The organism is Bacillus sp. FSL W7-1346, from assembly GCF_038593335.1.
GTDB lineage: Bacteria > Bacillota > Bacilli > Bacillales > Bacillaceae > Bacillus > Bacillus altitudinis.
Genome location: NZ_CP151988.1, coordinates 1,102,444 through 1,116,635, shown reverse-complemented (window position 1 = coordinate 1,116,635; position 14,192 = coordinate 1,102,444). Strand labels below are relative to the sequence as shown.

At 40.9% G+C, this 14,192-nt stretch carries 16 protein-coding genes; 4 read left to right on the top strand and 12 right to left on the bottom strand.

Annotation, left to right across the window (positions count from 1 at the left end):
* Positions 1 to 45: 45 nt before the first annotated feature.
* The 8 genes from NST09_RS05590 to NST09_RS05555 form a co-directional block, all read right to left on the bottom strand.
* Positions 46 to 1,197, bottom strand: coding sequence for an acetylornithine transaminase (locus NST09_RS05590; protein WP_216099307.1), 1,152 nt, complete (start codon positions 1,195 to 1,197; stop codon positions 46 to 48).
* A complete protein-coding gene (argB, locus tag NST09_RS05585; protein ID WP_017360181.1) occupies positions 1,194 to 1,970 on the bottom strand; it encodes an acetylglutamate kinase in 777 nt (258 codons plus the stop codon). Before argB ends, NST09_RS05590 begins: the two co-directional genes overlap by 4 nt.
* Before the next feature lie 14 nt (positions 1,971 to 1,984).
* Positions 1,985 to 3,205 carry a bifunctional ornithine acetyltransferase/N-acetylglutamate synthase gene (argJ, locus tag NST09_RS05580; protein WP_007499060.1) on the bottom strand — a complete coding sequence of 407 codons (1,221 nt, stop codon included), beginning with the start codon at positions 3,203 to 3,205 and terminating at the stop codon, positions 1,985 to 1,987.
* Positions 3,206 to 3,225: 20 nt separating this feature from the next.
* A complete protein-coding gene (gene argC, locus NST09_RS05575) occupies positions 3,226 to 4,263 on the bottom strand; it encodes an N-acetyl-gamma-glutamyl-phosphate reductase (RefSeq protein ID WP_035392660.1) in 1,038 nt (345 codons plus the stop codon).
* A 138-nt stretch (positions 4,264 to 4,401) separates the two neighbouring features.
* Entirely contained in the window at positions 4,402 to 4,950 is a 549-nt protein-coding gene (locus NST09_RS05570; protein WP_008348533.1) for an MFS transporter, read from the bottom strand.
* A complete protein-coding gene (locus NST09_RS05565) occupies positions 4,947 to 6,392 on the bottom strand; it encodes an FAD-binding oxidoreductase (RefSeq protein WP_342493423.1) in 1,446 nt (481 codons plus the stop codon). Before NST09_RS05565 ends, NST09_RS05570 begins: the two co-directional genes overlap by 4 nt.
* A gap of 123 nt (positions 6,393 to 6,515) precedes the next feature.
* Positions 6,516 to 6,824, bottom strand: coding sequence for a metal-sulfur cluster assembly factor (locus NST09_RS05560; RefSeq protein WP_003211530.1), 309 nt, complete (start codon positions 6,822 to 6,824; stop codon positions 6,516 to 6,518).
* Positions 6,825 to 6,870: 46 nt separating this feature from the next.
* Positions 6,871 to 7,656: an alpha/beta fold hydrolase gene (locus NST09_RS05555; RefSeq protein ID WP_342493422.1), complete on the bottom strand. Its 786-nt coding sequence runs from the start codon at positions 7,654 to 7,656 to the stop codon at positions 6,871 to 6,873.
* A gap of 137 nt (positions 7,657 to 7,793) precedes the next feature.
* Between NST09_RS05555 and NST09_RS05550 the strand changes: the two genes are divergently transcribed.
* The 3 genes from NST09_RS05550 to NST09_RS05540 all read left to right on the top strand — a co-directional run bounded on the left by NST09_RS05550 (position 7,794) and on the right by NST09_RS05540 (position 9,035).
* A complete protein-coding gene (locus NST09_RS05550) occupies positions 7,794 to 8,606 on the top strand; it encodes a Cof-type HAD-IIB family hydrolase (RefSeq protein WP_039167379.1) in 813 nt (270 codons plus the stop codon).
* An 88-nt stretch (positions 8,607 to 8,694) separates the two neighbouring features.
* A complete protein-coding gene (locus tag NST09_RS05545) occupies positions 8,695 to 8,847 on the top strand; it encodes a hypothetical protein (protein WP_008348539.1) in 153 nt (50 codons plus the stop codon).
* Positions 8,844 to 9,035, top strand: a complete 192-nt coding sequence (locus tag NST09_RS05540; protein ID WP_008348541.1) for a DUF3813 domain-containing protein — start codon at positions 8,844 to 8,846, stop codon at positions 9,033 to 9,035. The genes NST09_RS05545 and NST09_RS05540 overlap by 4 nt, the downstream gene beginning before the upstream one ends.
* Before the next feature lie 44 nt (positions 9,036 to 9,079).
* Here the strand turns inward: NST09_RS05540 and NST09_RS05535 are convergent, their stop codons facing one another.
* Together NST09_RS05535 and NST09_RS05530 are read right to left on the bottom strand one after the other, a co-directional pair.
* Entirely contained in the window at positions 9,080 to 9,535 is a 456-nt protein-coding gene (locus tag NST09_RS05535) for a BsuPI-related putative proteinase inhibitor (RefSeq protein ID WP_342493421.1), read from the bottom strand.
* A gap of 14 nt (positions 9,536 to 9,549) precedes the next feature.
* Positions 9,550 to 10,392 (bottom strand): YitT family protein, encoded by an 843-nt coding sequence (locus tag NST09_RS05530; protein WP_007499067.1) that lies wholly within the window; start codon positions 10,390 to 10,392, stop codon positions 9,550 to 9,552.
* 141 nt (positions 10,393 to 10,533) lie between these two features.
* On the opposite strand from NST09_RS05530, the gene NST09_RS05525 reads away from it, so the two are divergent.
* Positions 10,534 to 11,391 carry a DegV family protein gene (locus tag NST09_RS05525; RefSeq protein WP_342493420.1) on the top strand — a complete coding sequence of 286 codons (858 nt, stop codon included), beginning with the start codon at positions 10,534 to 10,536 and terminating at the stop codon, positions 11,389 to 11,391.
* Between the two features lie 41 nt (positions 11,392 to 11,432).
* On the opposite strand, the gene NST09_RS05520 is transcribed toward NST09_RS05525, so the two are convergent.
* Both NST09_RS05520 and NST09_RS05515 read right to left on the bottom strand, forming a co-directional pair.
* Positions 11,433 to 13,082 carry a methyl-accepting chemotaxis protein gene (locus NST09_RS05520; protein ID WP_342493419.1) on the bottom strand — a complete coding sequence of 550 codons (1,650 nt, stop codon included), beginning with the start codon at positions 13,080 to 13,082 and terminating at the stop codon, positions 11,433 to 11,435.
* Positions 13,079 to 14,056 carry a BMP family ABC transporter substrate-binding protein gene (locus tag NST09_RS05515; protein ID WP_035392456.1) on the bottom strand — a complete coding sequence of 326 codons (978 nt, stop codon included), beginning with the start codon at positions 14,054 to 14,056 and terminating at the stop codon, positions 13,079 to 13,081. The genes NST09_RS05520 and NST09_RS05515 overlap by 4 nt, the downstream gene beginning before the upstream one ends.
* Positions 14,057 to 14,192 lie beyond the last annotated feature (136 nt).

Sequence of the window (14,192 nt, the reverse complement as noted above, 5' to 3'; positions counted from 1 at the left end):
ATTAATAATATAAATGCATGTTTATGCGTTCTGGTGTAAAAAAATTTAGACCGTTACTGCTTCATTTGCTAACACTTGAATGATTGCTTCAATGGCTTGATCCAATTCAACTTTTTTGACATTCAGCGGAGGTAATAAACGAATGACATTCGGACCAGCTGGAAGCACCAGCAAACCTTGCGCTCGAAGGGCTGTGATGTAATCACCTACTGGCTGATGACACTCAATTCCTGCCATTAATCCTTTGCCCCGTACTTCTTTCACGATGTTCAGCTGTTTGACTTCTTGCAGTCTCTTTAAAAGGTACGCACCCTTTTCTTTCACTTCTGAAAGAAAGTCTTCTTTGAATATTACATCAAGAGTTGCGTTCACAGCTGACATAGCGAGCATATTGCCACCAAATGTTGTGCCATGAGAGCCTGGAGAAAATGCATCCCCTAAAGCTTTTTTCCCTATCACTGCACCGACTGGAAATCCATTTCCTAAACCTTTTGCGGCTGAAATAATATCAGGATCAAGTCCCGATTGCTCATAGGCAAATGCTGTCCCTGTTCGCCCAATACCCGTTTGGATTTCATCTACAATCAGCAGTGCTTGATGTTTTTTGCAAAACGTTTGAACGGCTTCTAGAAATTCAGCTGTAGCTGGATTCACTCCACCTTCACCTTGCACCACTTCCAGCATGACCGCTGCGACATCATCGATTTCACACGCTGTGATCGCTTCAGGGTCATTAAACGGTACATAATGAAAGCCTTCCAGCATCGGTCCAAAACCAGTTTTGATTTTATCTTGACCTGTGGCAGCCATACCAGCATACGTACGCCCATGGAAAGAGTGCAAAAACGTCACAATATTTGTTTTACCTGTTGCTTTTCGGGCCAATTTGATAGCCCCTTCATTCGCTTCAGCCCCGCTGTTGCAGAAAAATACGAGATCTCCTGAACTGTTGGCTGCCAGCTTTTCCGCTGCTTTTTCTTGCAGTCCATTTTCAAATAGATTTGATACGTGCCAGACCTCGTCAAGCTGCTTCTTGATGGCTTGATTGACCTTTGGATGATTGTGACCTAAATTCGTCACCGCAATGCCTTGTATAAAGTCTAAATATTTTTTCCCAGTTGTATCAACTGCCCAAGAACCTTCTGCCTCTTTAATTTCAACATTCCACCGTCCGTACGTTTGAAAGAGATGACTCACAGGACCGCCTCCTTTTGTTTTACAATTCGAGTTCCTTTAAAGGTATCTCCTGTAAAAATACTACCTTTTCCATTCACAATCATGACTTCATCCACATCTCCTGATAAAGCACTTAGCGCAGATTGCACTTTTGGAATCATTCCCCCGGAAATAATACCTTCATCGATGAGCTTGAGCGCTTCTTGTTCGGTGACAACGTCTAACAGCTCACCATTTTTTAAAATTCCTTCCACATCTGTGACAAACATGAGCTTATCAGCTTTCATAGCTCCTGCGACTGCTGATGCTGCAAGATCAGCATTTACATTTAACGTTTGGCATTCTTCGGTCATAGATAGCGGCGCAATGACGGGAATGAATTGTTTCTCCATTAGTGCTTCTGCCATCTCTGGATTGACTTCTTTGATTTCGCCAACGTACCCATATACATCTTGATCGAGAAAATCGGCGACAAGCATCTGTCCATCTTTACCAGATACACCGACAGATGATATATCATGCTTTGCCAGCTCTGAAACAAAGTATTTATTCACCGTTCCTGAAAGGACCATTTCGGCTACCTCTAACACCGGCTTTGTTGTTTTGCGCTGTCCATCTACAAATTCCGTTTTCACTTCTAATTTTTGCAGCATGCTCGTGATTTCAGGACCCCCGCCATGTACGATAGCCAGTTTAAATCCAGCAGCTTGAAGTGAGCGGACATTTTCATAAAAGGTATCGGAAAGTTCTCGAATGACACTGCCTCCACACTTGAACACGATCGTTTTATCCATGTCTATCTCCTTCATTATGTGCGATAGCTCGCGTTAATTTTCACATAATCATAGGTAAGGTCACAGCCCCATGCGGCCGCTTCACCATTTCCTTCATTCATTTGAATGAAAATCGTAATCTCATCCTGCTCTAGATACGCTTTTGCTTCCTCTTCTGAGAAAGACTGAGGTTCATTATGTTTAAACAGACATTGCCCGCCTAAGTAAACTTCAACCTCTTCTGGCGTGACAGAAGCTGCGCTATGACCGATTGCTCCGACAATCCGTCCCCAGTTGGCGTCCGTACCGTATACGGCTGTTTTCACAAGACTTGAACCTACGATTTTTTTTGCAATAATACCAGCTTCTAAGTTGTTTTTTGCACCAACAACTTTCGCTTCGATTAATTTAGTTGCGCCTTCTCCGTCTCTTGCAATCTCTTTTGCTAGGTCTTCACAGGCTAGTTTTAATCCTTCTTTAAACAATGGCCATTCTGGATGTTCTTCATTCAGTGCCTGGTTTTCTGCCATTCCATTTGCCATCACAAGCACCATATCGTTAGTTGATGTTTCTCCATCGACGGTAATTTGATTAAACGTCACATCTGTGATGTCACGAAGAGCATTTTGCAAAGCTTCTTGTTCGACATTTGCATCGGTTGTGACAAACCCGAGCATTGTTGCCATGTTCGGATGAATCATACCAGAGCCTTTTGCTGCACCAGAAATGAGAATCTCTTTCCCGTCTATCGTCAAGGAGTATGTCGTATTTTTAATGACTGTATCTGTTGTTAGAATCGCTTCTTCAAAGTGGCCATTTCCTGCTTTTGCTTCTTTTAGCTGAGCGATGCCTGTTTTGATTTTATCCATATCCAGACACTCTCCAATGACACCAGTAGAAGAAACAGCAATGTAATCAGGCTCTGTCCCTAACATGTCTGCACAGGCTGCCTGCATGTCGTATGCATCTTTTAATCCCTGCTCACCTGTACATGCGTTGGCGATCGCACTATTGACAATGACACCTTTTAGTTTGCCCGTCTTTTTCAAGCTTTTTTGTGTGACTTGAAGAGGCGCAGCTTGAAAGTGACTTTGAGTGTATACCGCTGCACTCGCTGCTGGTACTTCACTGATGATCAAGCCAAGGTCTTTTTTTGAATAGCGTAATCCTATATGAATCCCCTTTGCTTCAAAACCTTTTGGTGATGATACGTCCCCGTCTATTTTGACAATACTTTTTTCATTCAATTCGATCATGTTTGTTGTCTCCCCTGTTCTTATGGATAGAGAGGTGTCATTGTGAGGCCCGCCTCTTCATGTAAGCCTTTGATGATATTGAAGTTTTGAACCGCTTGGCCGGCTGCGCCTTTCATGAGATTATCTATGACAGATACAATCGTCAGTCTCCCTGTTCGCTCATCTAAATGAAAGCCAATGTCACAGAAGTTACTGCCGTATACTTCTTTTGTTTGCGGATATATCCCGTGATCTCTCACTCTTACAAAATAGGAATCTTCATAAAAGTCCTTCATCCGTTTCATTAATTCTTCTTTTGTGACATCTGATTTCAATTGTGTATACATCGTCGCCATAATCCCTCTTGTCATCGGGACAAGATGTGTTGAAAATGTGATGTTCGCCGTTTGCGGGTTCCATTCTCTAAGTACTTGTTCTATTTCAGGTGTGTGCTGATGTTCATTCACCTTATAAATTTTAAAGTTATCGTTCAGCTCTGAAAAATGTGTGCCAAGTGAGGCTGATCGTCCTGCACCGGACACCCCGGTTTTTGCATCTATTATGATCATAGATTCATCGATTAAATTCTGTTTCATCAGCGGTGCTAATCCTAGAAGAACTGCAGTAGGAAAGCAGCCTGGGTTTGCAATGACTTCCGCTTGCTTAATGGTTTCACGATTCAATTCAGATAATCCGTATACAGCTTGTTGAACCGATGCTTCATCCGCTGCCCTTCGTTTATACCACGCTTCATAAACAGTTCCATCTTGAATGCGCAAGTCACCTGATAAATCAATAATTGGCACCCCTTGATTCATGAGCTTCGGTGTGAGTTCACTTGAAACGCCTGCTGGTGTCGCTAAAAACACAGCATCTGTTTCTTGCACAATGGTAGCCGGATCAATGGCTTTTAATGTTTGGTCAGTAATCGTTGTCAGATGCGGATAAGATTGACTGTATAATTGCCCATCACCACTTGATGAATACAATATACATTCCTCCACATGTGGATGCTGCTTAAAGATACGAACTAATTCCACACCACCGTACCCTGTAGCACCTATAATACCTATTTTCAACGTCAATACACCCTCTTGATCTTTGTGAAATTATTTAACATTATAACATGTATAAAAATTAATTCAATTGTATATTTAATATTTGTTTTCATTTTTTTTCATAAAAAAATCCACATATCTTCGTGAGACATGCGGATTTTATCTATTGTTCTTCATATTGAGGACCAGAAGCGCACTGCATAAATATAATAGGGAACTTGCATAAAAAATCAAATGAATGGTGAAGAAATCAGCAAACAGGCCGCCAAGCATAATGGCGATGGATGAAAAAAGCGCTGTCCAAAAATGATAGTGCCCAACTTCTTTCATTCGCTTTTTCTCGTTTGTGAGTTCGGTGACGAGTAGTTTCTCTCCGTGCTTCTGAACACCACCTAGCACACCTAAGGCAAGCTGAATCATATAAACTTGCTCTACTTCTGTGATATGTGGAAAAAGGAGAAGAAGAAACGCCATACCAAACGAATGAATGATTAAAAAGAGACGCCTGTCGGTCGTTTCAGGAAGTTTTCCTAATAATAAATGAATGAACGCACCGCTCAAACCAAACAGACCATAAGCAAGACCAAATTGAGAATAGCTCGACCCAACATTTTTAATAAAAAGAATATAAAAAGGGAAAATGAGACTACTGGCGAAAAACAGTAGACTTTGTGAATAGACGAACCATTTCATTGCTTTAGCATTCATTGTGTATTGTACCTTTCATAAAAGTAGTTGATAAATCTGCCATCTGGATCTGCTTGCTTTTTCTTTCGAAAGAATAGATCGGTTTTTGGATACGCTTGTTTCATTTGTGCTTTCGTTTGATAAGGCATGTATGGTAAGTAATAGCTTCCATGGTGCCGCAAGGTGATATCTGTCATTTGCCGGATGACCCGCTCTGCTTCTGCCTTCTCTTCTTTCTCAAAACCATAATTCACTAACAAAACAAGTGCAAACATATCTTCTTTCGCATATGAGAGATCCGCTTTTTCATTTTTTTGTACGTAGCGGATCGTGATGTTCATTAAATTCAATTCTTCCTGTTGTAAAAAGCTTCTCATGTCATCGATATACGCACGAAAACGATCAACTGGAACAAAGTATTCTTGAAGCACATCGGTATCTGACTCATTTTCATATTCTAAAAAAGCAGAATCAGACCGCATCACGTTATTTCTTGTGATCAGCTGGTCATTTTGACTTTGAAAATACTTCTTTTGCAAGTTCCATAGCAAATCTTTCCCCATATCAAATCTTCTCGAAAGACCGAGCATAAATTTTAAAGGGATGACGAGCTGATCTTCTTTGAGCTCGCGGTATGGATCGATCTGTTGATCAGAAGTAAGCGAATAATTCGTCACATACATCTCTTTCAAAAAATTTGTTTTCGCTGTAGAGATTCTTGCGAGATGCATGCGCACTTCTTTATTGTTCTTTACATGCTTTTGAAAATAATCAGTGTATTCATCGAAGTGTAGAGAGGTTGTCTCCATTTTATATAATTCATCCTTTGTTAAGGAAAGCTCAACATCTAAAATGACACCGAATAAGCCGTATCCTCCAATCACGGCAGTAAATAAATCATCGCTAGACTTTACTGTGATGATCTCTCCATCTGCTTTTAACAGTGTGAAAGAGCGCACAGTGTCAATAAGTGAGCCGTAGCGAATGTCCCGTCCATGTGCATTTGCACTTAACGAGCCACCAATTGTAAAGATGTTTTGAGATTGCATCACCTTTACTGCAAGACCATATGGGTTCACATATTTTTGAATATCATCCCATGTGGCGCCGCTTTGGACCCGAATGGTCTTCTTTTTTTCATTAAATGATACGATTCGGCGAAATTTCGTCATGTCTAGTACAATGCCATTTTCATAATACGTGTGGCCACCCATACTATGCTGCTTTCCGGCGATTGAAATGGGCAGATTCTTCTCTTTTGCTTCTTCTAATATTTCTTTTAAAGATTCTATTTCTTTTCCTTGCACGACTTTTTTTATTTTGACCGGCATGAGGTGACTCACATCTGTAAACGCCTCAAGTCCTTGTCTTTTGTGTGCTTGACCTTCACGTATAGAGACTGATGCAAAAAAGGCAGCACCATATCCCATCAAAAGGACGATCCATATCCACTTTCGCTTCATTATAGGTACTCCGTTCTATAAAATTACATCCATTATATCATTCCATACTCCTCCTCTACCTTAATTTTTCATAAAAAAACCTGGTACGAGTTTATCTCATACCAGGCATTTTTCATTTTGTGCTTATTGAATACCAAGCGCAATTTTAGCGTATCTTGACATTTTGTCACGTGTCCAAGGTGGATTCCATACGATGTGAACTTCTGTTTCTTTCACTTCAGGCAAGTCGCTTAATGCTTTTTTGACTTCATCGACGATAACTGGTGCAAGAGGACAGCCCATTGATGTTAAAGTCATTGTGATATCCGCTTTTCCATTCTCATCAAGATCGACATCATAGACAAGTCCAAGGTTGACGATGTCTACGTTTAACTCAGGGTCAATCACCTGTTCTAGGGCGCCTAAAATATTTTCTTTCAATGCTTCATCCATGATATCCACTCCTTTTTCAACTAGTATAACGTACTTTTCCTTTTGGCTAAACGTTTGTGCTTTTCAGATGTGTCACAAACCAGTCAATGGTTTCAAACATCGCTTGTCTTGAGACCTTATGGCCAGCCTGTCCATCTGTAATAAAACGAATCAGGTGCGGATCTTCTTTATATTGGGTTTCTGCTAACTCGTCATAAAGAGCTTTTGCATGTCTGTAAGGGACAACTGGATCGTTTTCTGCATGCCAGAATAACAGCGGTCTTTTGTTTAATCGATCTGTTTGCAGCGTTAAATCATAAGGACGCAGAGCGTCTAATTGCTGATTGACTTCTTCGTCCGTGATATCTTTCATCAACCCTTTGTGACGCATGTCCATGATTTGTGCTTGTAGGAATGTCGTATATTTCGGACTGCCCATCAAGCTGACTGCCGCTTTAATCCAATCATGTTTTGCGAGTGCACCAAAGGTCGTGATGCCTCCCATGGAAGTACCTGCAACACCTATTAGGTCGGCTTCAATCAATTGTTTTTCTTGAAAATGTGTCTTAAGTATATCGATTTCACGGATTTCGTTTAGGACGATTTCCCAAAAATTTGATGCCAGTTCCTCTAAGCTGAGGTTTTCTGATCTTACACCATGATAAGCACAGTCAGGCAAAATGACTCTCATGCCTTTTTCCGCCAAATGAAAGGCGAAGTGTAAGTTGTGCTCGCGTGCACTTGTAAATCCATGTATAAAAAATACAAGTGGCAGTGGTTTGTCTTTATTTTCAGCTTTTACGATATGTAAAAATGGAATATCGTGCGTCATTTGCTCATCAATGGTGATCACAGCTTATGAATCCTCCTTTATCATTCCCGTCTTTGTTTATTTTAACATGTAGACAACGAAGATGTGATAAAGATACACTATAGGTGGAGGCACCCGCACCAGCTGCCTCCTATTACTTACAGATCAAAGGAGATTTTATGGAGACTAAACCTTATCTAATCGCACTTGACCTGGATGGCACGTTATTAAAAGACGATAAAACGATTTCAGCACACACACTTGATGTCATTCAAAAAGTGAAAGACAGCGGGCATCATGTCTGTATTTCAACTGGCCGGCCATTTCGTTCCAGCTCTCCTTATTATCAGCAATTGCAGCTCGATTCACCGATTGTGAACTTTAATGGAGCGTTTGTCCATCATCCTCTTGATGAAAAATGGGGCAGATTTCACACATCACTTGATCTTCAAGTCGTGAAACAGCTTGTGGATATTAGTGAGGAATATAAAGTGCACAATGTGTTAGCTGAAGTGCTAGACGATTTGTATTTCCATTATCATGATGAAAAGCTCATTGATATATTTAATATGAATGCAAACAAAGTGACCGTTGGAGACCTTCGGGACAATCTTGGAGAGAATGTCACAAGCGTCTTAATTCACGCAAAAGAAGAAGACGTCGGAGCGATCCGGAGCTATTTGACAGATGTTCATGCAGAAGTGATTGACCACAGACGCTGGGCTGCTCCGTGGCACGTCATTGAAATCATTAAAACAGGCATGAATAAAGCCGTTGGACTGCAAAAAATTAGTGATTATTACGGTGTGCCTCAGGAACGGATTGTGGCATTCGGAGATGAAGACAATGATTTAGAGATGCTTGAATTTGCTGGATGCGGGGTTGCAATGGGCAACGGGATTGATGCAGTGAAACGTGTCTCTAATGAAGTGACAGATACGAATGAACAAGATGGGATTGCAAAATTCCTAACGAATTACTTCTCGCTTTAATTTTTCCATTCATACATAGCAGGTCGAAGCGGGCATACTACCGTTAGACAGGTTGTCCTGTCAGCTTGTGTAAAGGGGCGGATTCCGAATGGGTAAAAGAAGCAAATCGAAACGCTTTATACAACAAGGTAAAGATTCAGTCAGTCTGCATGACGCACGTTTTCCGTATCGTTCCACACTTGAAGAAGCTGCGGAGGACAGGGGAAATATGAAGACTGATGCTTCTGGAGGTTCATTGTGAGAAACGAACTTTTTGATCAAGCCAAATCATTTACTGAAGAAGCCCTTACTTCTTCATTTCCATCTGGTTTAGAGCGTCAACAAGCAGTTCAGCGAGCTAAAAACGCCGTATCATCTGCATTTGCTAATTCGACAGATGCAGAAAGAAACCAGCTGCATACGTTCCAAGACCTGCTTGATGATCTTTAACGGTAAAAAAGCTGTCCATTTTCTGGACAGCTTTTCTTATTCTCTTATTTCACTTGGAACGTTTTCTTCTCAGTGATTTGCTTTAGCCCTTCTGCTTTTCCTTTAAATGTGACGACCGCTTCATACGTTCCCGGCTCCACACCGTTTGACCACGCATCTTGGAAGTCATATGTTTCATCTGCTTTCAGCACAAAGGATTGGATGGCTTGTGTGAACATACGGTCTTTCGAGTAACGGTATTTTTCATTTCCGTCTTCATCGTACACGCTCAATTCGAATTTTTGGCTTGTGTTAAACGTGAATTCAATATCTCGATCTGATTCATTTTTGAGTGACATATGAAATTGAACCGAAGAACCTTTTTGGACGGGGTCTACTGTGAGTACAACGGTTTTTTCTCCCATTTGACCGGATACCTCCTTGTCTGGTTCATCTTTTTTTTGTTGTCCACAAGCTGTTAAAACCAATAGAACGAGAAAAAGCACTAACCCTTTTTTCATCTTCTACCCACCTTTTAATCTCGTCTGAAAAATCCAAGAATATTGGTTGTTTGAACAATATTTGTAAAGGCTTTTGGATCGACTTCCTTTATAATTTGTTCAAGTTCATACAGCTCATACCTTGTAATGACAATGACCATCATTTCTTTTTGTTCATTGGTAAATGCCCCTTTTGCCGGAACAGTCGTAATCCCTCTGACCATTTTTCCATAAATGGCTTCTTTGATTTCATCTGCTTTCTTTGTCACAATCATGGCCGTCAGCTTTTCATGTCTCGTATGGATGGCATCAATTACCCTAGTCGTCACATATAATGTGACAAGGGTATATAAAGCTTTCTCCCAACCTTGTAACAATCCTGCTGTAAAAATGATAATTCCATTTAAAATGAAGAAATACGTGCCCACTGGTTTGTCTTTCCATTTCGCTAAAATCATCGCAATAATGTCAAGGCCGCCTGTAGATGCCCCATATTTCAGTGTAATCCCAATGCCAAGTGCAGAAATGACTCCGCCAAATACAGCATTTAATAAAATATCTTCAGAAACACTTGTCTCTGGTAAAATGCCGAGGAAAATCGTTGTCAGTGCCACACTAATAATGCTATACAAAGTAAAGGAACGACCAACCTTCATCCAGCCTAAAATGCCAACCGGAATGTTTAAAATAAATAATAGGATTCCTGTTGATAAATAAAACGGTGCATATTGATCGATTAAACTAGATAACAGCTGGGCAACCCCTGTAAAACCACTTGCATATACGTCAGCAGGGATTAAAAATAAATTCAGCCCAATCGCATTGAGTAAGGCACCAATGACGACGACGATGAATTTTTTTGCTTCTCCAATGAACATGTTGTCATTCCTCCACTTACCATTCTCTCTATGGTTTTCCCTAAAATTTAGAATTTGAACACGAAAAAATGATTTTCTATGATATAGTTAGGCTAAAAAGATGTAAAATATGGTTGATTTTTTTAGAAAGAAGGGATTTTGATGACTGTTCATATCATAGCAGACAGTGCTGCTGATCTGCCTCTTTCTTATTATGATGAACAAAACATGACACTCATTCCGCTGCGTGTATTACTCGGCGAGCAGGAATTTGAGGATTTGATCACCATTGAACCAAAACAAGTATTTGATGCGATGAGACAAGGTGCAAGTCCAAAAACATCACAAGCTTCACCGAATCGGATCAAAGAAGCCTTTGTTTCTGCAGCACAAACCCATACATCCGCTATTTATGTTGCCTTTTCATCAGAGCTTTCAGGTACATACCAAACCGCTGTGATGATGGCAAACGAAGTGAAGGAAGAATACCCTGATTTCGATTTACGAATCATTGATTCTAAATGTGCTTCACTTGGTTATGGACTAGCTGTCAAACACTCTCAATCACTTGCCATTGACGGAAATACAATACAAGAAATTGAAACGTCTGTAAAGCATTTTTGTGAATCTTTACAACATATTTTTACTGTAGACGATTTATCGTATTTAGCAAGAGGCGGAAGAATCAGTAAAGCGTCCGCATTTGTTGGCGGATTGTTAAGTATTAAACCCATTTTACACGTTGAGGATGGAAAACTGATACCCCTTGAAAAAATTCGTGGCCGTAAAAAATTGTTGAAACGCATTATCGAGCTGATGAAAGAACGCGGATCTGACTGGTCTAGTCAAACTGTTGGCATTAGTCATGGAGATGACCCTGCACTTGCAGAAGAAATGAGACAATTAATCGAAGCCGAATTTCATCCAAAAGAAATCGACATCCAGGTCATCGGCGCAGCTGTTGGGTCCCACTCAGGCCCTAGCACACTTGCCATCTTCTTTACAGGCAGCCCATCATAAAAAGCACCCTTCCCTGAAACATCACGGGAAGGGTGCTTTTCTTATGATAGCTTAAATCGGTGAACGGTTTCGTTTAACCTTGCTGTCATACTCATCAGTTCTTCTACTTGTTTGTTCATTTGATGGAAAGATTGCAGTTGTTCGTTTGCCGAGGCAGAAATTTCTTCGCTGCCCGCTGCCGTTTCTTCTACAACGGCACTAATATTTTCAATCGAGTGCAGCACTTGTCCGCCAAGCTCTGTTGATTGAATAATTTGGTCATTTAAGACCGCCATTTCTTGCTTAATATGTTGTGCTTTTGTTTCTATATCTTCAAAGGAGTGTGAGGTTTTGTCCATTGCATCTTGCTGCTGAAGTGATAGCTTGACCCCTTCTTGTACAGTTTGGCTAATGGATTGAATGCCTTTTTCAATATGACTCACCATGTCAAAAATTTGTCTTGTTGCACGAGACGATTCATCTGCGAGCTTACGAATTTCGTCCGCTACGACGGCAAACCCTTTGCCTGCTTCTCCTGCTCTTGCCGCTTCAATCGCCGCATTGAGTGAGAGGAGGTTTGTCTGGTCCGCAATGTCAGAAACCGTTTTGGCCATTGCGGAGATTCCGCTTGCGTACTGAGTGAATTCTCCTGCTGACTCTTCAATTTGTCTCGTCGCACGTGTATTTTTTTCAATGGCTGCTTTTGTTTCTGTTAACGTGTGCTTTCCGCTTTCTACCGCTTCAATGGCATCCTCTGTACTACGAATGACTGTATGTGATCTTTCGGAATTCTTACGGCCATGTGCATCCATTTTCTCAATCAAACTAACGCCATGCTGAAGGTCTTCTGAAATCGCTTGTGAACCATTCGCCATTTCGTCTGTCGATACAGACACTTGATTGGCTGATTCCATAAGCTTTTTGTTTTCATCATCTAGCTGAATCGAGAATGATTCTACTTGGCTTGAGACATGGCTGATTTCTTGAATCAAGCTAATCAGCTGATCCGTCATTTGATTGAACGACTCATTTAAGCCACCGATTTCATCTTTCCGCTTGATGTTCATCCGCTCCACAGCGAGGTTTCCTTCGGCAATCTGTTTTGCCCGGTAAGAAAGGGATTTGATTGGTGTCACAATGGATCTCGTTAACCCAATATTTAAAAAGACGGCGATGACAATCAGCGTGAGGGCTGCGACAGATGCGCTGGTAATGATCCTTTGCACATTGTCTGCCGCCTCCTCTAAATGGTATTCATACGCTTCTTGTGCTCTTTTATTCATCGTATGCACGTCGTTTAAAACACCGTCAATTCTGGCAGCCACTCGTCTGGCATCAGAGGCATTTTTTTCACCAATGGCATTGTTTGCTTCTTGCGTCCATGTGTCAAACTTTGAATTTAACCGTGTTAGGGCTTCTTTGTTCATATTTCCTGCGTTTTTGTTTAACGTTTGCAGCTGTTTTTTCGCTGTCGATATATCGTTTTGAACGACCTCTAGCTGTTCATCTGAAAGGGTCATGGAATAATTGGTCATGGCTTGTTCGACACTTTCAAAGCTGGCCTTCGTTTTTTGTACATTCAGTAAGGTTTGAACTTCTGTTTCGCTTGATGACTGAATCTTTGTCATGCTCACAATAATAAAGGCAATTACGCCAACCGCTAAAAGAAGTGAAATGAGTGAGTTGAGCAAAATTTTGATGCGTAAGCTCATGATGCTGCCCCCTCTTCTTTCAGAAGTGTTTGCTTCAGTCCATTTAATTTTTTGGTCAATTTCTCAGCATCTTTGAGCACCCGGATTCTTGCCATATCGATTCCGTCATTACTTAAGTCATAAACGATATGTCCACTTTTGATTTTGCTGCTTTTGACGAGCTGTTCGCTGAATTGATAGACGACTTCATCTACTTTTTTGACCATAGACGAAATAACGGCTTTTTCAGCTGTATAATACTGATCGCTGTCCACGCCGATTGCATATTTGCCTTGCGTTTGCGCTTCTTTTAATACACCAACACCCGTATAACCGGCTGCGGCATATAAAACATCTGCTTTCTTTTTGATCATGTCTTTCGCTATTTTACTGCCTTTGCCTGCATCACTAAATGTGCCAGCATACGTGGATACGACCTTGATTTTCGGATTCACTAATTTTGCGCCTTTTTGATAGCCTTGTTCAAATCGATGGATCACCTCTGCATCGACTCCGCCCACAAAACCAATGACATCACTTTTTGTTGTCATGGCAGCAAGTGCTCCCGCTAAATAGCTGCCCTGCTCTTCTTTAAAAGTCACTGATGTGACATTTTTCAATTCAGACACAGCATCAATGAGTAAAAATTGCTTTTTCGGATATTTTTTCGCTACCTTTTCTAAGTCTTCTTGCATACTGAAACCTACACCGATGATCAGGTCATTTCCATCTTTCACAAGCTCGGTCAGCCCTTTTTCATATGTATCGGTTTCTGCAATTTCTCTATAATCGAATTCAATGCCAAGCTCATCACGTGCTTTTTCTAATCCCTTAAATGATGAATCGTTAAATGATTGATCACCAAGACCATCATCCGTCAGCATGACACCAATATGCTTCGTATTTGATACCGGTGGTCCTCCCTGCTGATTGCTGCATGAGGCGAGTACCATGATCATAGCTGCCATCAGAAGTAATGAAATCTTCACTTTCATCCAAAAACACACTCCTTTTATCATCCTTACCCCTTATTTATCGGATTTGAGAGTCATTGTTTCAATGATAAAGTGAAGGATTTTCAGCTTTTTTCATGACTTTTTTCACTGAAAAAAACCATTATTTATGACAAAA